Source organism: Pseudomonas prosekii (genome assembly GCF_900105155.1).
Lineage (GTDB): Bacteria > Pseudomonadota > Gammaproteobacteria > Pseudomonadales > Pseudomonadaceae > Aquipseudomonas > Aquipseudomonas prosekii.
The window spans coordinates 3,836,372-3,859,122 of sequence record NZ_LT629762.1 but is presented as its reverse complement, the minus strand read 5'-3'; the positions used below and the strand labels follow the sequence as shown (position 1 = coordinate 3,859,122).

The 22,751-nt window shown below is 60.5% G+C and carries 21 protein-coding genes; 15 read left to right on the top strand and 6 right to left on the bottom strand.

Going from position 1 to position 22,751, the window contains the following annotated elements:
* The first annotated feature begins 30 nt into the window (after positions 1–30).
* From BLU01_RS17550 to BLU01_RS17535, 4 genes are all read left to right on the top strand, one after another.
* Positions 31–1,587, top strand: coding sequence for a bifunctional aminoglycoside phosphotransferase/ATP-binding protein (locus tag BLU01_RS17550; RefSeq protein WP_092277935.1), 1,557 nt, complete (start codon positions 31–33; stop codon positions 1,585–1,587).
* A gap of 91 nt (positions 1,588–1,678) precedes the next feature.
* Positions 1,679–2,023 (top strand): pentapeptide repeat-containing protein, encoded by a 345-nt coding sequence (locus BLU01_RS17545; protein WP_092277933.1) that lies wholly within the window; start codon positions 1,679–1,681, stop codon positions 2,021–2,023.
* A 279-nt stretch (positions 2,024–2,302) separates the two neighbouring features.
* Positions 2,303–2,575 (top strand): TfoX/Sxy family protein, encoded by a 273-nt coding sequence (locus BLU01_RS17540; protein ID WP_007971093.1) that lies wholly within the window; start codon positions 2,303–2,305, stop codon positions 2,573–2,575.
* Between the two features lie 15 nt (positions 2,576–2,590).
* Positions 2,591–3,400 carry a Crp/Fnr family transcriptional regulator gene (locus tag BLU01_RS17535; protein WP_092277931.1) on the top strand — a complete coding sequence of 270 codons (810 nt, stop codon included), beginning with the start codon at positions 2,591–2,593 and terminating at the stop codon, positions 3,398–3,400.
* Between the two features lie 230 nt (positions 3,401–3,630).
* On the opposite strand, the gene BLU01_RS17530 is transcribed toward BLU01_RS17535, so the two are convergent.
* From BLU01_RS17530 to BLU01_RS17515, 4 genes are read right to left on the bottom strand one after another with little or no spacing between them, the layout of a single operon-like run.
* Positions 3,631–4,482, bottom strand: coding sequence for a ChaN family lipoprotein (locus BLU01_RS17530; RefSeq protein WP_092277929.1), 852 nt, complete (start codon positions 4,480–4,482; stop codon positions 3,631–3,633).
* Positions 4,483–4,503: 21 nt separating this feature from the next.
* Positions 4,504–5,271 (bottom strand): heme ABC transporter ATP-binding protein, encoded by a 768-nt coding sequence (locus BLU01_RS17525; protein ID WP_092277927.1) that lies wholly within the window; start codon positions 5,269–5,271, stop codon positions 4,504–4,506.
* Complete coding sequence (locus tag BLU01_RS17520) at positions 5,271–6,254, bottom strand: FecCD family ABC transporter permease (RefSeq protein ID WP_197675596.1); 984 nt, start codon at positions 6,252–6,254, stop codon at positions 5,271–5,273. Before BLU01_RS17520 ends, BLU01_RS17525 begins: the two co-directional genes overlap by 1 nt.
* Positions 6,255–6,304: 50 nt before the next feature.
* The gene (locus BLU01_RS17515; protein WP_092277923.1) at positions 6,305–7,177 is read right to left on the bottom strand and encodes a heme/hemin ABC transporter substrate-binding protein; all 873 of its coding nucleotides are present in this window, start codon (positions 7,175–7,177) and stop codon (positions 6,305–6,307) included.
* A gap of 163 nt (positions 7,178–7,340) precedes the next feature.
* Here BLU01_RS17515 and BLU01_RS17510 point away from each other — a divergent pair, with 163 nt between their 5' ends.
* Positions 7,341–7,658, top strand: coding sequence for a Rieske (2Fe-2S) protein (locus BLU01_RS17510; protein WP_092277921.1), 318 nt, complete (start codon positions 7,341–7,343; stop codon positions 7,656–7,658).
* Here the strand turns inward: BLU01_RS17510 and sfsA are convergent.
* Positions 7,655–8,368, bottom strand: a complete 714-nt coding sequence (gene sfsA, locus BLU01_RS17505; RefSeq protein ID WP_092277919.1) for a DNA/RNA nuclease SfsA — start codon at positions 8,366–8,368, stop codon at positions 7,655–7,657. The genes BLU01_RS17510 and sfsA overlap by 4 nt on opposite strands.
* Complete coding sequence (locus BLU01_RS17500) at positions 8,368–9,540, bottom strand: pyridoxal phosphate-dependent aminotransferase (RefSeq protein WP_092277917.1); 1,173 nt, start codon at positions 9,538–9,540, stop codon at positions 8,368–8,370. Before BLU01_RS17500 ends, sfsA begins: the two co-directional genes overlap by 1 nt.
* Positions 9,541–9,873: 333 nt before the next feature.
* Between BLU01_RS17500 and dksA the strand changes: the two genes are divergently transcribed.
* The 10 genes from dksA (at position 9,874) to pgi (ending at position 22,606) form a co-directional block, all read left to right on the top strand.
* Entirely contained in the window at positions 9,874–10,314 is a 441-nt protein-coding gene (dksA, locus tag BLU01_RS17495) for an RNA polymerase-binding protein DksA (RefSeq protein WP_007902025.1), read from the top strand.
* 203 nt (positions 10,315–10,517) lie between these two features.
* Positions 10,518–11,414: a tRNA glutamyl-Q(34) synthetase GluQRS gene (gene gluQRS / locus BLU01_RS17490; protein WP_092277915.1), complete on the top strand. Its 897-nt coding sequence runs from the start codon at positions 10,518–10,520 to the stop codon at positions 11,412–11,414.
* Positions 11,415–11,491: 77 nt separating this feature from the next.
* A complete protein-coding gene (locus tag BLU01_RS17485; RefSeq protein ID WP_003176118.1) occupies positions 11,492–11,668 on the top strand; it encodes a hypothetical protein in 177 nt (58 codons plus the stop codon).
* Positions 11,652–14,606, top strand: coding sequence for a sensor histidine kinase (locus BLU01_RS17480; protein WP_167370434.1), 2,955 nt, complete (start codon positions 11,652–11,654; stop codon positions 14,604–14,606). Before BLU01_RS17485 ends, BLU01_RS17480 begins: the two co-directional genes overlap by 17 nt.
* 22 nt (positions 14,607–14,628) lie before the next feature.
* Positions 14,629–16,065, top strand: a complete 1,437-nt coding sequence (locus BLU01_RS17475) for a sigma-54-dependent transcriptional regulator (protein ID WP_092277911.1) — start codon at positions 14,629–14,631, stop codon at positions 16,063–16,065.
* A gap of 737 nt (positions 16,066–16,802) precedes the next feature.
* Positions 16,803–18,203, top strand: coding sequence for a polynucleotide adenylyltransferase PcnB (locus BLU01_RS17470; RefSeq protein WP_092277909.1), 1,401 nt, complete (start codon positions 16,803–16,805; stop codon positions 18,201–18,203).
* A gap of 3 nt (positions 18,204–18,206) precedes the next feature.
* Positions 18,207–18,698 carry a 2-amino-4-hydroxy-6-hydroxymethyldihydropteridine diphosphokinase gene (folK, locus tag BLU01_RS17465; protein ID WP_092277907.1) on the top strand — a complete coding sequence of 164 codons (492 nt, stop codon included), beginning with the start codon at positions 18,207–18,209 and terminating at the stop codon, positions 18,696–18,698.
* 322 nt (positions 18,699–19,020) lie between these two features.
* On the top strand, positions 19,021–19,821 hold the full coding sequence (gene panB / locus BLU01_RS17460; protein ID WP_092277905.1) for a 3-methyl-2-oxobutanoate hydroxymethyltransferase: 801 nt from the start codon (positions 19,021–19,023) through the stop codon (positions 19,819–19,821).
* On the top strand, positions 19,818–20,672 hold the full coding sequence (panC, locus tag BLU01_RS17455) for a pantoate--beta-alanine ligase (RefSeq protein WP_092277903.1): 855 nt from the start codon (positions 19,818–19,820) through the stop codon (positions 20,670–20,672). Before panB ends, panC begins: the two co-directional genes overlap by 4 nt.
* 269 nt (positions 20,673–20,941) lie before the next feature.
* Positions 20,942–22,606 carry a glucose-6-phosphate isomerase gene (pgi, locus tag BLU01_RS17450; protein ID WP_092277901.1) on the top strand — a complete coding sequence of 555 codons (1,665 nt, stop codon included), beginning with the start codon at positions 20,942–20,944 and terminating at the stop codon, positions 22,604–22,606.
* Positions 22,607–22,751: the final 145 nt, after the last annotated feature.

Sequence of the window (22,751 nt, the reverse complement as noted above, 5' to 3'; positions counted from 1 at the left end):
TGAAATTTCTCCCACTTTGAAGGATCGCCTGTGAGCCAGTCCCTGATCGCCGCCCTGCAAAACCCGGCCCTCTACCCGCATCCCGTCGACGGGTTCCAGGTTATCGAGACCCACATTTCCTGGGTCATCCTCACAGGCCCGTTTGCTTATAAAGTGAAGAAACCGGTGAATTTCGGCTTTCTCGACTTCACCAACGTCGACGCCCGCGAGCATTTCTGTGGCGAAGAGCTGCGTTTGAATCAGCGTTTGACCAATGATTTGTATCTGGAAGTGTTGCCAATCACCGGCAGCGCCGAGGCCCCGCAAATCGGCGGCGATGGCCCAGCGCTCGATTTCATGCTGAAAATGCGTCAGTTCCCGCAAAGCCAATTGCTCAGCACCCTGCAAGCCAACGGCGAACTGACCACCGCGCACATCGACGAGATGGCCGCGCAAATCGCTCAGTTCCACCTCACTGCGCCGAAAGTCCCGGCTGAACACGACGCCGGCACCCCGGACAGCGTGATGGCGCCAGTGCGGCAGAATTTCGAGCAGATCCGCCCGTTCCTCAGCGACAAGGCTGATCTGCAGCAACTCGACGCCTTGCAAGCCTGGGCCGAAAGCAGCTTCGAACGCCTCAAGCCACTGTTCGCCCAGCGCAAGGCCGATGGTTTTACCCGCGAATGTCATGGCGACATTCATTTGGGCAATGCCACCGTCATCGACGGCAACGTGGTGATTTTCGACTGCATCGAGTTCAACGAGCCGTTCCGCTTTACCGATGTTTACGCCGACACCGGTTTCCTCGCGATGGACCTCGAAGACCGTGGTCTGAAAAGCCTGGCGCGGCGTTTCATCAGCCAGTACTTGGAGCTGACCGGCGATTACCAAGGCCTCGAAGTGCTGAACTTCTATAAAGCCTATCGCGCGCTGGTCCGCGCCAAGGTCAGCCTGTTCAGCATGCCGGCCGAAGCCGATCCGGTGCAGCGCGCCACCACCCTGCGCCAGTACCGCAACTACGCGAACCTGGCCGAAAGCTACAGCACCATTCCTTCGCGTTTCCTGGCAATTACCCACGGCGTATCGGCCGTCGGCAAAAGCCGCGTGGCCATGCGTCTGGTCGAAGCGCTGGGCGCGATTCGCCTGCGTTCCGATGTTGAACGCAAGCGCCTGTTTGGCGAGCAAACGGTACAGAACGATCCGCACGCCGGCATCTATAGCGCCGACGCCAGCGCCAAGACGTACGCGCGCCTGCATGAAATCGCCGCAGTGATCCTGCACGCCGGTTTCCCGGTGGTGATCGATGCGACTTACCTCAAACGCGAGCAGCGTGACGGCGCGGCAAAGATTGCCGAGGCCACCGGCGCGCCGTTCCTGATTCTCGACTGCAACGCGCCGCAAGCCGTGATCGAAACCTGGCTGGCGCTGCGTCAGGCCGACAAACAGGACCCGTCCGACGCCAATCTGGCCGTTATCGCTGACCAGCAAGCCAGCCGTGAAGCGCTGACGCCGGCCGAGATTCTCTGCAGCAAACGGGTTCAGACCAACGAAAGCGGGACCCTCGACACCGTCGTCGCGCAGATTCGTCAGCGCATGCCAGGTCTGTAAGAAACTATTTCGACCGTGGAGCCTGCTCTGGCTTCACGGCCGTCAAATAGTGGCACTATACTGGCGTCATAAAACCAACAGGTGATGTGACATGAGCCAGCCGAAACTTCTCGACACCCCGCTTTATGCCTTGCTGCACAAAGACGACATCACAGGTTTTAACAACGAACGCCCGGCGGACGGCCCGATCGATATGGTCGGTGGCGATTTCCGTGGGCTCGACCTGCGTGAGTTGAACGCTGATGGCATCGACTTCACCGACGCCTACTTCCGTTCCGCCGACTTGCGCGGCATCGACTTTCGCAACGCATCGCTGGAGGGCGCAAGCCTGGCGCATGCGCAAATCTCCGGCGCCTATTTTCCGCCCGAGCTGAGCGCTGACGAAATCCTGATGTCGATGAATTTCGGTACACGCCTGCGCTATCGCACTCGCTGAGACACGACGCTTTCCTTGTAGGAGCGAGCCTGCTCGCGAAAGCGGTTCAGCATTCAATATGCATGTTGGCTGACACGGCGCTTTCGCGAGCAGGCTCACTCCTACAGGGGGATTGCTTTGCCCTCCCTTCCTGCGTCCGCAGAATCCTCCTACGCGTCAAAACTCCCTTTCTTAGAAGCTTTTGCGACAAAAGCGACCAAACAATCACGCTTTTCCTACTGATGGCTACACTCCTCAAAGGCTCGCCCACCCACCATTCGGCCGTCGCAAGGAGGCTTGATGAATGATGAACTGCAACACCTGAAGAATCTGGGCAAGACGTCGGCACAGTGGCTGCACGCCGTGGGCATCCACAGCGCTTCGGACTTGCGCCGCCTGGGGGCGGTGGACGCTTATCGCGCCGTGCGCACGCGCGGGTTTCGGGCGTCGAAGGTGTTGCTGTATGCGATCGAAGGCGCCTTGATGGACGTGCACTGGAACGACATCCCCGCTGAACGCAAGGAAGCCCTGAACAAACAACTCGAAGCGATCTCCTCACGCCACAAGAATTGAACAGGCGCCATCGCCATGTACCTGCTCGGGGAACAACCGGCTTACGCCGACACATTGATCAATCGCCTGCAAAATCTGCCTTCGCGCTTGCTGGAGGGTTTATCGCCCTGTGGCCCGGCCTTGGCGTTTGCGGCGGTCGATGACCTCGCCACACTGCTGCCCGACGATCAGCTGTTTTTGCTCGACAGTGGATTGCTCCACGGCTGCATCGAAGAACGCGCGCTGTTTTACCTGCATGAAGGTGATCTGCTCGGTCTGCGCCAGGACGTCGAATGGCCGTATTGGCGCCTGCGCAGCGATGGGCCGCTGTCGCTGCTTCCCTACGCGCGCGCAGAAGTGTTCCAGCATATTTATGCCGACACCGGGCGCGCGGAGTTATTCCTGCAATACCTGCTCGGCCAGACCGCCCTGCTGACCGACGCGGTCGCGCGCCTGAAGCCGCCGGAGTTTCGCAGCAACAACGGCTTCAAACGCGTGGCCAGCGGCGAAGTGCTGATCCATCAGGGCGATGTGGCGGACCACGTATTCGTCATCATCAGCGGCCACGCCGAGGCCTTTGTCGACGGCCACAAGGTCGGCGACGTGCCCAAGGATGAGATTTTCGGAGCGATGGCGGTGTTCACTGGCGAGAAGCGCAGCGCCAGTGTGATCACCTGCGAACCGAGCACAGTGATGCTGATTCCCAAGGATCAATTTCTCAGCCTGACGCAGAGCAATCCGAAGATCGCCCGCAGCTTGATCGAGAGCATGGCGCGGCGAATCGAGTTGCTGAACCAGCAAGTTACTCAACTGAGTTCGCTGAAGAAACTGGCTAAAGCCCAATGACTACGGACCTTTGAGGCCATCTGCAAATAAATGGAGAATCAGCGGTTGACTTGGTAATGAGAATCGCTATGATTATCACAACTGGTCGCGAGACTGGTCGATATTCTGAAAAGCCCTTGGTTCGGACTCTCAGATTATCTCCTCATCAGGCTAATCACGGTTATTTGACCCGGCTCTTGCCGGGTCTTTTTTTGCCTGCGATTTACCGTCCGGCAACAAGCGGTGAAAGGCTACTTGGCCATTTGCTCACGCATCTGCGCGCAATAGTCCTGCGCCGGGGTGGCCGGGGTGAACCAGACGTAATCGGCCATCGTCGGCGTCACCTGACTGCCGCGCTCCGCCAGCAGCAACACCGTCGGCGCTTCACGCTCGCCGAGGTCGAGCACATGCAGCGGCACGCCTACGTCTTTGCGCGCATGGTAAGCACCGGCGAATAACAGCGACGGCGTCGGCGCGGCGATCAATCGCTCGGCCATGCGCCGGTCACGTTGCTGCTGCACCGCGAGCATTGCTGGCATCTGCGATTTGGGCAGCAGGCCACAATGCGATTCGCTGATCTGCTCCAGCAAGACCTCCTTCACCGCCGGCGCATTGGAACGCGCCCCGCTCAACATCGGCGGCTGCTTATAAAAGGCACGCATTTGCGAGTTATCCAGATTGGCCGCCAGCAACGGATAAGGCTGGCCCAGCGCAAACCGCACAATCGGCCCGTACAAATCCCAGTCCCAACCCGGTTGCCAGACCAGCGCGCTCGGCAAATCATTCGGCAGGGTTGGCGCGCGGCGCACCGCATCGACGCGGGGTTGTTGATCGGGCGTGAGCATTTCCAGCAACAAACTGCCTTGCGGACGGCGCTGCCCCAACGCTTGCAGCAGCCACAATTGCAGTTGATGGTGATCGCGATTGTCATGTTGCTCGCCGACGATCAGCCGCTCGGGTCTGGCCAATCGCGCGAGCAACTCCTGCGCCGTCAGTGACTGACCATTGCGCAGATCGCGAATCTCCCCGGTGATCGGCGGCGGCGCCGCAACATGCTGACAAGCACTTAGCAACAACGCCGCCAACAGCAAAATCCCTCGCATGTTCTCACCTCGTGGCAATGCTCAGCGGGCGATGATCAGCGGATGCCCACGCTCCGGGTGCGGTTGCACCAATACTTCGAGACCGAATACCGCCTTCAGCAGTTCCGGTCGCAACACCTGCTCGGGCGTATCCAGCGCTACCGGGCGCCCGCCTTCGAGCAGCAACACACGGTCACAATAACGCGCCGCCAGATTCAGATCATGCAGGATCACCAACACGGCGGCGCCACGATCGGCGAACTCGCGTACGGCTTGCAACGTGGTGTGCTGGTGCAACGGATCGAGCATCGACGTCGGCTCGTCGAGCAGCAAAGTCTGCCCCGTTTCGCCCGGCCACAGTTGCGCCAACACTCGCGCCAGATGCACGCGCTGCCGTTCGCCGCCGGACAACGCCAGATAGCTGCGACCGCTCAGATGCCCGGCATCGGCAGCGCCCAACGCGGCGGAGACAATTTGCGCGTCGCGCACGCGGCCGCTCTTATAAGGCAAACGGCCCATGCCGACCACTTCCTCGACACGAAAGCCGAAATCCAGCGTCGACACTTGTGGTAACACCGCCAGTTGCTGCGCGCGCTCGACGCCGGTGCAGTGGCGCAACTCACGCTCATCGAGCCAGACGCGGCCTTCATCCGCCAGCAGTTCGCCGCACAGCGCCCCGAGCAACGTGCTTTTGCCGGCGCCGTTGGGGCCGAGAACGCCCAGCACTTCGCCCGGTTTGAGTTCGAGGGTAATGCCCGAGAGCACGGTTTTGCTGCCCCGGCGGATCATCAGGTTTTCCGTGCGCAACATCAGGCAGGCTTCCTGAGCAACAGAAACAGAAAGAACGGCGCGCCGATAAACGCCGTGACAATGCCGATCGGCAACTCGGCCGGCGCCAACGCCAGACGCGCCACCAGATCGGCGAACAGCAGCAAACTCGCGCCGGCCAGCAACGAGGCCGGCAGCAATACCCGGTGATCCGGCCCGGCGAGCAAGCGCACCAGGTGCGGCACCACCAGCCCGACAAACCCGATCATCCCCGCCGCCGCCACCGCAGCGCCGACGCCCAGCGCGGTGCAAAACACCAGTTCACGTTTAAGCCGTTCAACATCAATGCCCAAGTGACCGGCCTCCGACTCACCGAGCAATAATGCATTCAACGCTTTCGCCCGACGCGGCAACCACAGCGCAACGCCAGCCGTGACCAACAGCAACGGCCAGAGCCGTGAGTAACTGGCGCCATTAAGGCTGCCAAGGTTCCAGAACGTCAGCGTGCGCAGCGTTGCGTCATCCGCCAGATAGGTGAACAAACCCACCGCCGAGCCGGCCAACGCGGTCAGCGCGATACCGGCCAGCAACATGGTTGCAACGTTGGTCTGACCGTTCCGCCGCCCGAGCCGATAGACCAAAGCGGTCACGCCGAGCCCGCCGATAAACGCACACAACGACAGCAGATACGGCCCGAAGGCTTCCGGCAAACCGCCGAACGCCGAGCCGCCGACAATCGCGATCGCCGCGCCCAGCGCCGCGCCACTGGAAACGCCGACCAAACCGGGATCGGCCAGCGGATTGCGAAACAAGCCCTGCATCGCCACCCCGGACAGCGCCAACACGCCTCCGACCGCGAGCCCGAGCAGAGTGCGCGGCAGGCGAATTTGCCCGAGGATCAATTCAGCCTGCTCGAGCCCTTGCGGCGCAATCGGCAGACCGATCAGCCGCAGCGACGCGCGCAAGGTATCGAGCAGCGGCAGGCTCACCGGCCCCAGCGCCAACGACAACCAGATCGCCAGCAACAACAGCAGACTCAAGCCAATAAACAACGCGCGGGGTTTGACCAGCGTGGTCATTGGCCGGTCGCGCCGGGATAAAAACCGTCGGACAGCCTTTTCAGCGCCTCGGGCAACCGTGGCCCCAAGCCGCCCACCAACAATGTCGGGTCAAGTTCCATCACGCGTCCATCCTTGGCGGCGCGGGATGAAGACAGGATCGGGTTTTCCTTGAACAGCGCTGCGCGAGCGTCTTCGCCGGTGAGTGCGCGATCGGCGAACACCAGCACTTCAGGATTAAGGCTGGCCAGCGATTCGTTGGAAAAAGGTTTGTAACCGCTGTGCGTCGCCAGGTTATGACCACCGGCCTGTTGCAGCAGCCAATCGGCGGCGGTGTCCTTGCCGGCGATCATCGGTTTGCCGCCCATGTGCCCGAGCAGCAACAACACGCCCGGGGCTTTGTGTTTAACCTGCGCCGCGGTCACGCGGACTTGCTGTTGATCGAGTTGCTGTTGATAACGCTGGAAGGCTTGCGAGGCTTGGTCCTCGGCGCCGAGCAACTTACCGAGGTGCGTGAGGTTGCCCTGCAAGGCTGAAACATCCGGTTTCGCGGAAAACAATTCGACCTCGACCCCGGCGCTGCGAATTTGCGCCAGTACCGGCGGCGGGCCCATTTCTTCGGTGCCGACCAGAATCTGCGGGCGCAGGCTCAAGATGCCTTCCGCCGACAATTGGCGCTGATAGCCAATGCTCGGCAATGTTTTCAGCGATTGCGGATGCTGGCTGGTGGTGTCGACGCCGACCAGTTTCGCCTCGCCGCCCAGCGCGCTGACCCATTCCGACAAGGCGCCGCCGGCACTGACCCAGCGTTGCGGCAACTCAGCCGCAGTCGCCTGATGGCTGACGAGCAGCCCGACACATAAGCCAACGACGCGGGTACTCAGGCGCATGAACAGCTTCCTTGAAAGGTTTTCCCGGGCATCCGGCGGGCAGGCCAAGTATCCTCGGCATCCGGCGAGCGCCCCGTGGGCGGGCGGCCATTTGATAATTGTTTGCATTTGCACGTCAAGCCCGGACACATCCAGTCACGCGGCGCGACACTTGAGGATAGACATGAAGTTTCTTTGCAGAAGCGAGGAATTGGCCGACGCCAGCAGCCGCGGGTTTGATATCGATGGGCAAAAGCTCTTCGCCGTGCGCCGTGGCGCTCAGGTCTACGTCTATCTCAACCGCTGCCCGCACCGTGGCGTGAGCCTGGAATGGACGCCGGACCAGTTTCTCGACCAGAGCAACAGCCTGATCCAGTGCGCCACCCACGGCGCACTGTTTCTGATCGAGGACGGCGAATGCGTTTCCGGCCCGTGCGCCGGGCAATCGCTGACCACGGTGGCCTGCCGCGAAGACGCGCAAGGCATCTGGGTCAGCGTTTAGCCGTTGAGCAACACGTCCAGGCGCCGATCCACGAGCATTTCTTCGTAGTTCAAACGCACGCCATACGCCAGCACTTCCACCCCGCACGCCACCGCTTCACGCAGCGCGTCGGCGTAGGCCGAATCGATTTCTTCGGCAGGACGCACGGCTTCGATGCCGCTGAGATTGACGCAATACAACTGCACCGCGCGAATCCCGTCGCGGGCCAGATGCGCCAGTTCGCGCAGATGCTTGGCGCCGCGCTGGGTCACCGCGTCGGGGAATGCCGCCACCGCCGTGCCGTCGTAACCCAAGGTGACACTTTTGACTTCGACGTAGGCCGGTCCGCTCGGGTACTCGAGGCGGAAGTCGATGCGGCTGCTTTCCTGTCCGTAGGCCACTTCGCGCCTGAGTTCGGTGAAGCCGTTGAGTTCGCTGATCACGCCCGCGCGCAACGCTTCTTCGATCAAACCGTTGGCGCGCCCGGTGTTCACGCAAAACAACCGGCCTTGCGGGGTTTCGCCAATTTCCCAGGTGCCGGGCAATTTGCGTTTAGGGTCGTTGGAGCGGCTGAACCAGACTTGCCCGCCCTCGACCTGGCAATTGAGCATCGAGCCGGTGTTGGGGCAGTGAATGGTCAGCAACTCGCCGCTAACGGTTTCGATATCGGCGAGAAAACGCTTGTAGCGACGGATCAGACGCCCTTCTTCGAGGGGAGGAGAAAAGCGCATCAGCCTTGCCAACTCTTCAAGCCGCGCGCGATGCGCTCTACCGCTTCCTGCAAACGCGGGAGACTTTGTGTGTAGGCAAACCGCACGTGGTGCCCGGCCTGATAACGCCCGAAATCCAGACCCGGAGTGATCGCTACATGCTCGGTTTCGAGGAAGTGCCGGCAGAACGCGAAGGCATCGCCGCCGAACTGGCTGATATCGGCATACAAATAGAACGCGCCTTCAGGTTCGACGGCGATCCCGAAGCCGAGCTCACGCAAGGCTGGCAGCAGGAAGTCGCGACGACGGCCGAACTCGGCGCGGCGTTCTTCGAGAATGCTGATGGTCGCCGGTTCGAAGCAGGCCAGCGCAGCGTGCTGGGCCATGCTCGGGGCGCTGATGTAGAGGTTTTGCGCGAGTTTTTCCAGTTCGCTGACCGCCGCTTCCGGCGCCACCAGCCAGCCGAGGCGCCAGCCGGTCATGCCGAAATACTTGGAAAAACTGTTGAGCACGAACGCGCTGTCATCAACTTCAAGAACGCTGGCGGCATCGGTGCCGTAAGTCAGGCCGTGGTAGATCTCGTCGACCACCAAATGGCCATGCCGTTGCTTGATCGCGGCAGACAAACCGGCGAGTTCGTCGCGAGTGAGGATGGTCCCGGTCGGGTTGGCCGGCGAGGCGACCAACGCACCGACGCTGTCGTGATCCCAATGCCGCGCCACCAGGTCCGGGGTCAGTTGATAACGCACCTCCGGGCCGACCGGCACCAGTTGCGCCGCGCCTTCGACCAGCCGCAGAAAGTGCCGGTTGCACGGGTAACCGGGGTCGGCGAGCAGCCAGTGTTTGCCCGGATCGACCAGCAACGCGCTGGCCAGCAGCAACGCGCCAGAGCCGCCCGGCGTGACGAGAATCCGCTGTGGATCGATGTTCAGCCCGTAGCGCTGTTGATAAAAACCGGAAATCGCTTCGCGCAACTCGGGAATTCCGCGCGCGGCGGTGTAACGGGTCTTGCCTGCCGTCAGCGCAGCCTGCCCAGCCTGGATGATCGGCTCGGCGGTGGTGAAGTCGGGTTCGCCGATTTCCAGGTGAATCACGTCGTGACCGGCGGCCTGCAATTCATTGGCCCGCGCCAGCAACGCCATCACGTGAAACGGTTCGATCGCACGACTGCGCGCACTGTAGGGCTGAGCCATTAGCCTTCCTTCAACGGTGAAAAGAACCGATTCTACCCATGCACTGGAACGAGCGAGAACCTAAAGCGGTCAGAGCCGTTAGAACCGGGGTCATGAACGACACAAGCGAGTGTCTCAGGTTTGACTAAAATCAATATTTGATCAGGCCTCCATCACCACCAGACAAGGCTTTGCAATCATTTGCAAGCACCGCGCGCCACTACTGCGACATCCGGGAGTAGCGCGGCCCGTTTTGATCTGGTAAGTTCGCCCGCTTGCAGCCGCAGGGCCGGCAGGTGTCGGTGATGGAGCAATCCTGCGCAATGGATTACAAGAGTAGAGGCGGTCCATTTCATGCCCACCCAAGCAAAGCAGCAAAACCAGTCGATCAGCGGCTTCGAACCCTACAAAGAAGTTAAGGGCGAGGAGTACATGGGCAAGCCCATGCGCGCTCACTTCACCAAGATCCTGAATAAGTGGAAACAGGACTTGATGCAGGAAGTCGACCGTACGGTTGATCACATGAAGGACGAAGCGGCCAACTTCCCTGACCCGGCAGATCGTGCCAGCCAGGAAGAAGAATTCAGCCTTGAGCTGCGCGCCCGTGACCGTGAGCGCAAGTTGATCAAGAAGATCGACAAAACGCTGCAATTGATCGAAGACGAAGAATATGGCTGGTGCGAGTCCTGTGGCGTCGAGATCGGCGTCAAGCGACTGGAAGCCCGCCCTACCGCCGATATGTGCGTTGACTGCAAGACCCTGGCGGAAATCAAGGAAAAGCAAGTCGGCAAGTAATGGCGACTTGAACCAATAACGGAGCGTGCGAACGCTCCGTTTTTGTTTGTGAAATTCGTTGTGTCTTCAAAATCGCCATCGCGAGCAAGCTTTGCTCCTACAGGGCAGGGGCGCGGTGTCGCGCTTTTGTGGGAGCCGAGCTTGCTCGCGATGGCGGCTTCGAGCCGTGCTCAAAACGATTGAACAGCCTAATATCGGGGCTTATGACCACTATTACCTCTCCCCCCTACATCGGTCGTTTCGCTCCCACGCCCAGTGGCCATTTGCACTTCGGCTCGCTGGTCGCCGCCCTCGCCTCCTACCTCGATGCCCGCTCGGTGGGTGGTCGCTGGTTGATGCGCATGGAAGACCTTGATCCGCCACGCGAAGAACCGGGCGCGCAAGCGGCGATTCTCGATGCGCTGCACAGCTACGGTTTTGAATGGGACGGCGAACTGGTGCGCCAGAGCGAGCGTCATGACGCCTACGCCGAAGTGCTCAATCGCCTGTTCAACCATGGTTTGGCCTACGCCTGCACGTGCTCGCGCAAACAACTCGAGCCTTATCACGGCATCTATCCAGGCCTGTGCCGCAACGCCGGACATACCAGCGAAAACGCCGCCATTCGCCTGCGCGTGCCAGAGCTGGAATACCACTTCACCGACCGCGTGCAAGGCGAATTCCGCCAACACCTGGGCCGCGACGTTGGCGATTTCGTGATTCGCCGTCGCGACGGGCTCTACGCCTATCAACTGGCGGTAGTCCTCGATGACGCTTGGCAAGGCATCACCGACATCGTCCGTGGCGCCGATTTGCTCGACTCGACGCCGCGCCAGCTCTATCTGCAAGAACTCCTCGGCCTGCCGCAACCGCGTTACCTGCACGTGCCGCTGATTACCCAGCCGGACGGCCACAAACTCGGCAAATCCTACCGCTCGCCGCCGCTGGCCGCCGATCAGGCAACGCCGCTGTTGCTGCGGGCATTGCGGGCGCTGGGGCAAAATCCCGGCAGCGAACTGGCTTACGCCTCGCCGCGCGAACTGCTGAACTGGGGCATCGCGCACTGGGATGCCACGCAGATCCCGCGCACACTGACGCTGCCCGAGGCGCAACTGCTGTGATGGCGCTTGCAGTAGCGCCGCCATCCGTTACCATCGCCGCACGTTTTCGGGCACGCGCATAAACAAGAGAGGCCGGGATGTACATCTATCGCTTGGTCCTGCTTTTGGTAGTGGGGATTTACCTGTTCTCCCCGGCCATCATGGATTGGTGGATCGACGCCACTGGCGCCTGGTATCGCCCTTATCTGCTCTGGCTGATTCTGATCGTCGTGACCTTCATCCTGCAGAGCCAAAAAGATGCCGATGAGCTTTAGCCTGACCCAGATGATCCTGATCAGCGCCGCGTACCTGGCGGTGCTGTTCGGCGTAGCCTGGATCAGCGAACGGGGCATGATCCCGCGCGCGATCATTCGCCACCCGCTGACCTACACACTGTCGCTGGGGGTTTACGCCAGTGCCTGGGCGTTTTACGGCACGGTGGGTCTGGCCTATCAGTACGGCTACGGCTTCCTTTCGAGTTATCTCGGGGTCTCCGGCGCGTTTCTGCTGGCGCCGGTGTTGCTGTACCCGATCCTGAAAATCACCCGCACCTATCAATTGTCGTCGCTGGCGGACTTGTTCGCGTTTCGCTTTCGCAGCACCTGGGCTGGCGCGCTGACCACGATTTTCATGTTGATCGGCGTGTTGCCGCTGCTGGCGTTGCAGATTCAAGCGGTGGCCGACTCGATCAGCATCCTCACCCGCGAACCGGTGCAGCACCGCGTCGCCCTGAGTTTCTGTGCGCTGATCACCTTGTTCACGATTTTCTTCGGCTCGCGGCACATTGCCACGCGCGAAAAACACGAAGGCCTGGTGTTCGCGATTGCCTTTGAATCAGTGATCAAGCTGATCGCCATCGGCGGCGTGGGCCTGTACGCGTTATACGGCGTGTTCGACGGCCCGCAACAGCTGGAATTGTGGCTGCTGCAAAACCAGACCGCCCTCGCCGCACTGCACACGCCGTTGCAAGAAGGGCCGTGGCGCACGCTGCTGCTGGTGTTTTTTGCCTCAGCGATTGTGATGCCGCACATGTATCACATGACCTTCACCGAAAACCTCAACCCGCGCTCGCTGGTCAGCGCCAGTTGGGGCCTGCCGCTGTTTCTGTTGCTGATGAGCCTGGCGGTGCCGCTGATTCTCTGGGCCGGTTTGAAACTCGGCGCCACAACCAATCCCGAATACTTCACGCTGGGTATCGGCATCGCCGCCAACAGCAAGGCTTTGGCGTTGCTGGCGTACATCGGCGGGTTGTCGGCGGCCAGCGGGCTGATCATCGTCACCACGCTGGCGTTGTCCGGGATGGCGCTCAACCACTTGGTGCTGCCGCTGTATCAACCGCCGGCCGAAGGCAATATCTACCGCTGGCTGAAGTGGACCCGCCGCGCGCTGATCGTCGCGATCATCATGGCCGGTTATGGCTTTTATCTGCTGCTGGGCGCCGAGCAGGATCTGGCCAACCTCGGCATCGTCGCGTTCGTTGCCACGTTGCAGTTCCTGCCGGGCGTGTTGTCGGTGCTGTACTGGCCGACCGCCAACCGGCGCGGTTTTATCGCCGGCCTGCTCGCGGGAATCCTAGTGTGGCTGGTGACCATGCTAATGCCGCTGGTGGGCAATCTGCAGGGTTTCTACATTCCGCTGCTGAACATGATTTACGTGCTCGACGACACCAGTTGGCACATGGCGGCGATAGCCTCGCTGGCCGCCAACGTGTTGATGTTCACCTTGATTTCGTTGTTCACCAACGCCAGCCCGGAAGAGGCCAGCGCCGCCGAAGCCTGCGCCGTCGACAACGTTCGGCGCCCGCAGCGCCGCGAGCTGCACGCCGCTTCACCCCAGGAATTCGCCACGCAACTGGCCAAACCGTTGGGCGCGAAAGCCGCGCAGAAGGAAGTCGAGCAAGCCCTGCGCGATCTCTATCTGCCGTTCGACGAGCGCCGTCCTTATGCCTTGCGCCGTTTGCGCGACCGCATCGAGGCCAACTTGTCCGGTTTGATGGGCCCAAGCGTTGCCCAGGACATGGTCGAAACCTTCCTGCCTTATAAGGCGGGCGGCGAAAACTATGTGACCGAAGACATTCACTTCATCGAAAGCCGGCTCGAGGATTACCACTCGCGCCTGACCGGTCTCGCGGCCGAACTCGATGCGCTGCGCCGTTACCACCGGCAGACGTTGCAGGAATTGCCGATGGGCGTCTGCTCGCTGGCCAAGGATCAAGAGATCCTGATGTGGAACAAAGCCATGGAAGAGCTGACCGGGATTGCCGCGCAGCGGGTGGTCGGCTCGCGCCTGAGTACGATTGGCGATCCGTGGAAAGAACTGCTCCAGGGTTTTATCAATCTGCCCGACGAACATTTGCACAAACAGCATTTGGCCCTCGACGGCCAGACCCGCTGGCTGAACCTGCACAAAGCGGCCATCGATGAACCGCTGGCGCCGGGCAACAGTGGCTTGGTGCTGCTGGTGGAAGACCTCACCGAAACCCAGATGCTCGAAGACAAACTGGTGCACTCCGAGCGGCTGGCGAGCATTGGTCGACTGGCGGCGGGCGTCGCCCACGAAATCGGCAACCCGATCACCGGGATCGCGTGCCTGGCGCAGAACCTGCGCGAGGAGCGCGAGGAAGACGCCGAGCTGACCGAGATCAGCGGGCAGATTCTCGAGCAGACCAAACGCGTGTCGCGCATCGTCCAGTCGTTGATGAGTTTTGCCCACGCCGGCAGCCATCAGCACAGCGACGAACCGGTTTGTCTGGCGGAAGTGGCGCAGGATGCCATCGGCCTGCTGGCCCTCAACCGGCGCAATTTCGAAGTACAGTTCTACAACCTGTGCGACCCCGACCACTGGGTCGAAGGCGATCCGCAGCGGCTCGCCCAAGTGTTGATCAATTTGCTTTCCAACGCGCGCGACGCCTCACCGCCACACAGCGCAGTGCGGGTCAAAAGCGAAGCCGGCGAACATACGGTCGATTTGATCGTCGAAGACGAAGGCAGCGGAATTCCGAAGAACATCATGGACCGATTGTTCGAACCCTTCTTCACCACCAAGGATCCTGGCGAAGGCACCGGTCTGGGCCTTGCACTGGTCTATTCCATCGTTGAAGAGCATTATGGACAAATCACCATCGACAGCCCGGCTGATGTTCAAAGCCAACGCGGCACCCGTATCCGGGTGACATTGCCGCGTCATGTCGAAGCGACGTCCGCTGTGAACTGAGACCGTCGAGAGTATCGAATCAATGCCGCACATTTTGATCGTCGAAGACGAAACAATTATCCGCTCCGCCTTGCGCCGCCTGCTGGAACGTAACCAGTACCAGGTCAGCGAAGCCGGATCCGTGCAGGAAGCACAAGAGCGTTTCAGCATTCCCACGTTTGACCTGATCGTCAGTGACCTGCGCCTGCCTGGCGCACCGGGCACCGAGTTGATCAAGCTCGGCCAAGGCACTCCGGTGCTGATCATGACGAGCTACGCCAGCCTGCGTTCGGCCGTCGATTCGATGAAGATGGGCGCGGTGGATTACATCGCCAAGCCTTTCGATCACGACGAAATGCTCCAGGCTGTCGCGCGTATCCTGCGTGATCGTCAATCGGCGCCAGTCGTCGGTGAGCCGGTGGTCGGCAAAGCCAGCACTGGCGCAGCCAAACCGGGCATCGATAACAGCAACGGCGAGATCGGCATCATCGGCTCGTGCCCGCCGATGCAGGATCTTTACAGCAAGATCCGCAAAGTCGCGCCGACCGATTCCAATGTACTGATTCAGGGCGAGTCCGGCACCGGTAAAGAACTGGTGGCGCGCGCCCTGCACAACCTGTCGAAACGTGCCAAGGCGCCGATGATTTCGGTGAACTGCGCGGCCATCCCGGAAAGCCTGATCGAGTCCGAACTGTTCGGTCACGAAAAAGGCGCATTCACCGGCGCCAGCGCCGGGCGTGCGGGGCTGGTGGAAGCGGCGGACGGCGGCACGTTGTTCCTCGATGAAATCGGCGAATTGCCGCTCGAAGCCCAGGCCCGTCTGCTGCGCGTGTTGCAGGAAGGCGAAATTCGCCGGGTCGGTTCGGTGCAGTCGCAGAAGGTCGATGTACGCCTGATCGCTGCAACGCACCGCGACCTCAAGAGCCTGGCGAAGATCGGCCAGTTCCGTGAAGACCTTTATTACCGCTTGCACGTTATTGCCCTGAAACTGCCCGCCTTGCGCGAGCGTGGTGCCGACGTCAACGAAATCGCCAATGCCTTCCTGGCGCGGCAGAGCGCGCGGGTCAACCGCACCGATCTGAAGTTTGCCCCGGATGCCGAGCAGGCGATTCGTCACTACAGCTGGCCGGGTAACGTTCGTGAACTGGAGAATGCGGTCGAACGCGCGGTGATCCTGTGCGAAAGCCCGGAAATCTCTGCCGAGCTGCTGGGCATAGACATCGAACTGAGCGATCTGGACGATGACGATTTCATCGGCCTGCCGCCGCAACAAGGCACCGCCGCCGGTAACAGCAGCCATGAGCCGACCGAAGACCTGTCACTGGAAGACTACTTCCAGCACTTTGTCCTCGAGCATCAGGACCACATGACCGAGACCGAACTGGCGCGCAAACTTGGGGTGAGCCGCAAATGCCTGTGGGAACGCCGCCAGCGCCTGGGCATTCCGCGACGCAAAACCGGAGTGGCCAGCGAGAGCTGAACGGCACCTGTCGAGTGTGCGGGTAACACGTGACTTGCTGGAAAAACTGTTACCTCAGTTTTTTCCACGTAACAGAACCGGGGCTTACGGTAACGAAGCCCCGGTTTTTTATGCCTCGAAAAACCCTCGAAAACCGTCTAAGCCCTTGTTTTGCTGGGCATGGCAAAAGTTGGCACGCACCCTGCTATATGTTTGGTACAAGAACAATAACAAGCAATGCACAAGACAATAAAAATAAGACGAATCGACTCACGCACAATAAAAACAAGACGGCGAGAGGCGCAGCTAACTGATTCTTTTGGAGAGGCGTTGTATTTGGGGCTTGCCCCACGACCAGGCCGAGAACAACAAAAACTGTCCTAAGACAGAGCCTGAACTGGTTGGATCGCAAGATCACTGCAGCACAGCGACCAAAGCAATCCGTTTGCTCTTGGCTCCCGATTGGGAGGGTCATGAAGGAAAATCTTCATGGCGAGGGCACTTAACAAAAACAAAAAGCCCGAAACCAATAATAAAAATAGAGCATGCAACTACTTCTTGGGGAGCTTCGGCTCCCCTTGTAGTTTCTGCGATTTGATTAAAATCGCGCTTTTGACCTGCGTTTTTCCCTTGTAGCTTGCGGCTTGCAGCTCATATCTGCTGTGTCCTACACCATCCCTCGACTAAATGCTAGAATCCCGGCCCATCATGCGGTCATTCCTGGTTATGGCCGAACATTCCTTCAAACAGTGCATCCCATGCTGAAGAAGTTGTTCCAGTCACTCCGTTCTCCCAAGCGTCCTACGCAACACATCCGCAGCACGCCTGAAGTGCTCAACAGCGGCCAACATTCGCTGCAGAAGGGCCAATTCAGCCGTTACGCGGTGAATATCGTCGAACGCCTGCAGAACGCCGGTTACCAGGCTTATCTGGTCGGCGGTTGTGTGCGAGACATGATGCTCGGCATCACGCCGAAAGATTTTGACGTAGCCACCAGTGCCACCCCTGAACAGGTACGGGCCGAATTCCGCAACGCGCGGATCATTGGTCGTCGCTTCAAACTGGTGCACATCCACTTCGGCCGCGAAATCATTGAAGTCGCGACCTTCCGCGCCAATCACCCGCAAAACGATGAAGAGGAAGACAGCAACCAGTCTTCCCGCAACGAGAGCGGGCGCATTTTGCGCGACAACGTTTACGGCACGCTGGAAGAAGACGCGCAACGCCGCGACTTCACCATCAACGCCCTGTATTACGATCCGGTCAGCGAGCGCATTCTCGATTACGCCAACGGCGTGCACGACATCCGCAATCACCTGATCCGCCTGATCGGCGATCCGAAGCAGCGTTATCAGGAAGACCCGGTGCGCATGCTGCGAGCCGTGCGTTTCGCCGCGAAGCTGAATTTCGGCATCGAAAAACACAGCGCTGCGCCGATTCGCGATCTCGCACCGATGCTGCGCGAAATTCCTTCGGCGCGGCTGTTCGAAGAAGTGCTCAAGCTGTTCCTCTCCGGCCACGCCGCAGACACCTTCGAAATGCTGGTCGACTTGCAGTTGTTTGATCCATTGTTCCCGGCGAGCGCCGAGGCCCTGGAATACAACCCGACGTACACGCACACGCTGATCAGCGAAGCTTTGATCAACACTGACCTGCGGATCAAGCAGAACAAACCGGTGACCCCGGCGTTCCTGTTTGCCGCCCTACTGTGGCCAGCGCTGCCGGCGCGCGTGTTGCGCCTGCAGGAACGTGGCATGCCGCCGATTCCGGCAATGCAGGAAGCGGCGCACGAGCTGATTGCCGAACAGTGCCAGCGCATTGCGATTCCAAAACGTTTCACCATGCCGATCCGCGAAATCTGGGATATGCAGGAACGTCTGCCCCGCCGTAGCGGCAAGCGCGCCGACCTGTTGCTCGACAACCCACGGTTCCGCGCCGGTTACGATTTCCTGTTGCTGCGCGAAAGCGCCGGCGAGCAGACCGATGGCCTGGGCGAGTGGTGGACCGATTATCAGGACGCCAACGACAGCGAACGTCGCGACATGATTCGTGACCTCAGCGGCAAGGACGACGGCACTGGCGCACCGCGCAAACGTCGTCGCAGCGGCGGCGCCAAGCGTAAACGCGCGGCCGGCGCCCCGAGCGCTACGGGCGAGTAAGTGATGGAACGCATCTACATCGGCATGGGCAGCAATCTGGCTGACCCCGCCGAACAATTGCGCAGCGCCGTCGAGTCGCTGGCGCAATTGCCGCACACCGAACTGGTCGCGGTTTCGGCGTTTTATCAGAGTGATTCGCTGCTCCCCGGGCAACCGCGCTACACCAACGCAGTCGCCGCCCTCGACAGTTCACTCGCGCCGCTGGACTTGCTCGATGCGCTGCAAGCCATCGAAAACGCTCAGGGCCGCGAGCGCCTTGAACGCTGGGGGCCGCGCACGCTGGACCTCGACATTGTGCTGTTTGGCGATCGCCTGATCGACGAGCCGCGCCTCAAGGTCCCGCATTACCATCTGCAGGAACGCGCGTTTGTCCTCTATCCATTGGCCGAACTGGCGCCAGCGAATTTGCGTCTGGCGGATGGCAGAACCCTCACCGACCTGCTGGCAGCCTGCCCGTTCATCGGCCTCGAACGCATCCCACAAACTGCACACTGATCCTGTAGGAGCAAAGCTTGCTCGCGATAGCGGTCCAGGATTCAGACCCAATCCTGTCTGACCTGACGCTATCGCGAGCAAGCTTTGCTCCTACAGGCGTTTATTTCTCCGGTAACACCCCACACGTAACAACCCGGTAACACACGCAATTGACTTCCCGAGTTCTCCTCACGACTATAGGCGTCCCGCTGCCGCCAACGCGGCGCCAAGGGCGCAATCCAGGCCTTATAAGCACGACAAAAAGACCGTGCGCCTGAGTAAATGAAGAATCACGCGCGTTACTCGCAGTAGTTTCCATAGCGCCTGAACGAGGATTTCTTACATGCCAGCCATCACCCTGACCACGCTCCAGAGCCTCAAGCAGAAAGGTGAAAAGATCACCATGCTGACCTGCTATGACGCGACTTTCGCCCACGCCTGCAACGAGGCCGGTGTCGAAGTGCTGCTGGTGGGCGACTCCCTCGGCATGGTTTTGCAAGGTCACGACAGCACCCTGCCCGTGACCACCGCGGAAATGGCCTACCACGTCGCCGCCGTCAAACGCGGCAACAGCGATGCACTGATCCTCGCCGACCTGCCGTTCATGGCGTACGCGACCACCGAACAAGCCATGGCCAACAGCGCCCTGCTGATGCAGGCCGGTGCGCACATGGTCAAGGTTGAAGGCGCATTGTGGCTGGCCGATTCGATTCGCTTGCTCGCCGAGCGCGGCATCCCGGTGTGCGCGCACATGGGTCTGACCCCGCAATCGGTGAACATTCTGGGCGGCTATAAAGTCCAGGGCCGCAGCGAGAACCAGGCGCGGCAGATGCGTGCCGACGCCATCGCGCTGGAGCAGGCCGGCGCCAGCATGTTGCTGCTCGAATGTGTGCCGAGCGAACTGGCGCAGGAAATTACTCAAGCCGTCGGCATCCCGGTGATCGGCATCGGCGCCGGCAGTGACACCGATGGCCAGGTGCTGGTCTTGCACGACATGCTCGGCCTGTCGATCACCGGCCGCGTGCCGAAGTTCGTGAAGAACTTCATGGCCGGCCAAGTCAGCATTCAAGCGGCGCTTGGCGCTTACGTCACCGAGGTCAAAGCGGTGACTTTCCCTGGTATCGAACACGGATTCTCTGCATGAACACTGTTAAAACCGTCCGCGAATTGCGCGCCGCCGTCGCCCGTGCTCGCGGTGAAGGCAAGCGCATTGCCTTCGTGCCGACCATGGGCAACCTGCACAGCGGCCACGTCGCGCTGATCACCAAAGCCGCGCAACGCGCCGATTTCGTGGTCGCGAGCATCTTCGTCAACCCGCTGCAATTCGGCGCCGGCGAAGACCTCGACAAATACCCGCGAACCCTGGCGGCGGATCAGGAAAAACTGCTCCAGGCCGGTTGCCACTTGTTGTTCGCCCCGACCGTTGAAGAAATGTACCCCGACGGCATGACCGGCCAGACCCGCGTCAGCGTCCCGCAATTGTCCGAAGGCTTGTGCGGCGCCAGCCGTCCGGGGCATTTCGAAGGCGTGGCGACCGTGGTCAGCAAACTGTTCAACATGGTTCAGCCTGACTTGGCGATCTTTGGCCAGAAAGACTTTCAGCAACTGGCAGTGATCCGCGCGCTGGTGCACGACCTGAACATGCCGATCCAGATCATCGGCGAACCGACCGTGCGCGCCGCCGATGGCCTGGCGTTGTCCTCGCGCAATGGTTTTCTCGACGAAGCACAACGCGCCACGGCGCCGGTGGTGTATCGCACACTGGCGGCGATTGCCGAGGCGATCCAACAAGGTGATCGCGATTATCCGGCGCTGATCGCCGCGCAAGTCCAACAGTTGCAAGCGGCAGGTTTGCGCAGTGATTATCTGGAAATCCGTCACGCCCTGACGCTGCGCCCGGCAACTGCGCAGGATCGCGATCTGGTGATTCTGGTGGCGGCGTTCCTCGGCACCACGCGGTTGATCGACAACTTGCACCTGAACCTCGACGCATAACCCTGGCAACGCCATTCCCTGTGGGAGCAAGCTCCCACTGTGGATTTTGTATTGTCCCCCCTTCCGTTGGTCGGACGTTTTTCCCTTCGTTGTATAAAAAAGTACCGGGAACGGGTCAGACAAAGTCAAGACAGATCGCAGCGCGAGGTTTACTGTATTCGCCCTGCGCCATGAAATCGTCTCGACGCAGTTGACCGGACGCCCCACCGCAGCGCTCCGGGATTTATCGTGATCAAAAGGCCGTTCAAGTAAAAAGGAAAACCGCAGCGATGGCGTACTACCGCACTCCTCACGACGTTACCGCTCTGCCCGCCTGGCAAGCGTTGAAAGATCACCGCCAAGCCATGCAGGATTTCAGCATGCGCGAAGCCTTCAATGCCGACCCGCAGCGCTTCACTCAATTCACCCTCAGCAGCTGCGGTCTGTTTCTCGATTACTCGAAAAACCTGATCAACGCCGAGACCCGCGACCTGCTGGTGGGCCTGGCTAACGAAGTCGACCTCAAAGGCGCGATCAAAGCGTTGTTTGACGGCGAAATCGTCAACTCTTCCGAAGGCCGTCCGGCGCTGCACACCGCTTTGCGTCGTCCGGTGGGCGACAAGTTGTCGGTCAACGGCGTCAACGTGATGCCCGAAGTGCACAAGGTGCTGAACCAGATCACTGACCTCGTGGGCCGCATCCACGATGGTCTCTGGCGCGGTTACACCGAGAAGCCGATCACCGACGTGGTCAACATCGGCATCGGTGGTTCGTTCCTCGGCCCGGAGCTGGTCTCCGAAGCGCTGTTGTCCTACGCGCAAAAAGGCGTTCGCTGCCATTACCTGGCGAACATCGATGGCAGTGAGTTCCACGAACTGACCATGAAGCTGCGCGCCGAGACCACGCTGTTTATCGTTTCGTCGAAATCTTTCAACACCCTCGAAACCCTGAAAAATGCCCAGGCCGCTCGCGCCTGGTATCTGGCTCAGGGCGGTTCGGAAGCCGAGCTGTATCGTCACTTCATCGCCGTATCGAGCAACAACGCGGCGGCTGTGGCGTTCGGTATTCGTGAAGAAAACATCTTCCCGATGTGGGACTGGGTCGGCGGTCGTTACTCGCTGTGGTCGGCCATCGGTTTGCCGATTGCTTTGGCCATCGGCATGTCGAACTTCAAGGAACTGCTCTCCGGTGCCTACACCATGGACCAGCATTTCCAGAGCGCGCCGTTCGAGCAGAACATGCCGGTGCTGCTGGCCTTGCTCGGCGTCTGGTACGGCAACTTCTGGGGCGCGCAGAGCCACGCGATCCTGCCGTACGACCATTACCTGCGCAACATCACCAAGCATTTGCAACAGTTGGACATGGAATCCAACGGCAAGAGCGTGCGCCAGGACGGCACGCCGGTGTCCACCGATACCGGCCCGGTGATCTGGGGCGGCGTCGGTTGCAACGGTCAGCACGCTTATCACCAGTTGCTGCACCAAGGCACCCAACTGATCCCGGCCGATTTCATTGTGCCGATTGTCAGCTTCAACCCGGTGGCCGACCACCACCAGTGGCTGTATGCCAACTGCCTGTCGCAGAGCCAGGCGCTGATGCTGGGCAAGACCCTGGCCGAAGCCGAAGCCGAGTTGCGCGACAAAGGCGTGAGCGAAGAAGAAGTGCACAAAGTCGCTCCGCACAAGGTGATCCCGGGCAACCGTCCGAGCAACACCTTGGTGGTCGAGCGCATCAGCCCGCGTCGTCTCGGCGCACTGGTGGCGATGTACGAACACAAAGTCTTCGTGCAAAGCGTGGTCTGGGGCATCAACGCCTTCGACCAGTGGGGCGTGGAGCTGGGTAAAGAGCTGGGCAAAGGCGTCTACAACCGTTTGGTCGGCAGCGAAGAAACCCCGGCTGACGACGCTTCAACCCAAGGCCTGATCAACTACTTCCGCGGCCGTCACCGCGGCTAACGCTCCGAATCCTGTAGGAACAAGGCTTGCCCGCGATTGCGGTGGGTCATTCAGCATTAATGTTGGCTGACCTGACGCCATCGCGAGCAAGCTTTGCTCCTACAAGGCTCGTTTGTCGGCGCTCTTGATCCCTTTCTTCACTCGG

Coding starts and splice junctions, on each gene's coding strand:
- BLU01_RS17545 (WP_092277933.1), top strand. CDS start 1,679: ATGAGCCAGCCGAAACTTCTCGACACCCCGCTTTATGCCTTGCTGCAC.
- BLU01_RS17540 (WP_007971093.1), top strand. CDS start 2,303: ATGAATGATGAACTGCAACACCTGAAGAATCTGGGCAAGACGTCGGCA.
- BLU01_RS17535 (WP_092277931.1), top strand. CDS start 2,591: ATGTACCTGCTCGGGGAACAACCGGCTTACGCCGACACATTGATCAAT.
- BLU01_RS17530 (WP_092277929.1), bottom strand. CDS start 4,482: ATGCGAGGGATTTTGCTGTTGGCGGCGTTGTTGCTAAGTGCTTGTCAG.
- BLU01_RS17525 (WP_092277927.1), bottom strand. CDS start 5,271: ATGTTGCGCACGGAAAACCTGATGATCCGCCGGGGCAGCAAAACCGTG.
- BLU01_RS17515 (WP_092277923.1), bottom strand. CDS start 7,177: ATGCGCCTGAGTACCCGCGTCGTTGGCTTATGTGTCGGGCTGCTCGTC.
- BLU01_RS17510 (WP_092277921.1), top strand. CDS start 7,341: ATGAAGTTTCTTTGCAGAAGCGAGGAATTGGCCGACGCCAGCAGCCGC.
- sfsA (WP_092277919.1), bottom strand. CDS start 8,368: ATGCGCTTTTCTCCTCCCCTCGAAGAAGGGCGTCTGATCCGTCGCTAC.
- BLU01_RS17500 (WP_092277917.1), bottom strand. CDS start 9,540: ATGGCTCAGCCCTACAGTGCGCGCAGTCGTGCGATCGAACCGTTTCAC.
- dksA (WP_007902025.1), top strand. CDS start 9,874: ATGCCCACCCAAGCAAAGCAGCAAAACCAGTCGATCAGCGGCTTCGAA.
- gluQRS (WP_092277915.1), top strand. CDS start 10,518: ATGACCACTATTACCTCTCCCCCCTACATCGGTCGTTTCGCTCCCACG.
- BLU01_RS17485 (WP_003176118.1), top strand. CDS start 11,492: ATGTACATCTATCGCTTGGTCCTGCTTTTGGTAGTGGGGATTTACCTG.
- BLU01_RS17480 (WP_167370434.1), top strand. CDS start 11,652: ATGCCGATGAGCTTTAGCCTGACCCAGATGATCCTGATCAGCGCCGCG.
- BLU01_RS17475 (WP_092277911.1), top strand. CDS start 14,629: ATGCCGCACATTTTGATCGTCGAAGACGAAACAATTATCCGCTCCGCC.
- BLU01_RS17470 (WP_092277909.1), top strand. CDS start 16,803: ATGCTGAAGAAGTTGTTCCAGTCACTCCGTTCTCCCAAGCGTCCTACG.
- folK (WP_092277907.1), top strand. CDS start 18,207: ATGGAACGCATCTACATCGGCATGGGCAGCAATCTGGCTGACCCCGCC.
- panB (WP_092277905.1), top strand. CDS start 19,021: ATGCCAGCCATCACCCTGACCACGCTCCAGAGCCTCAAGCAGAAAGGT.
- panC (WP_092277903.1), top strand. CDS start 19,818: ATGAACACTGTTAAAACCGTCCGCGAATTGCGCGCCGCCGTCGCCCGT.
- pgi (WP_092277901.1), top strand. CDS start 20,942: ATGGCGTACTACCGCACTCCTCACGACGTTACCGCTCTGCCCGCCTGG.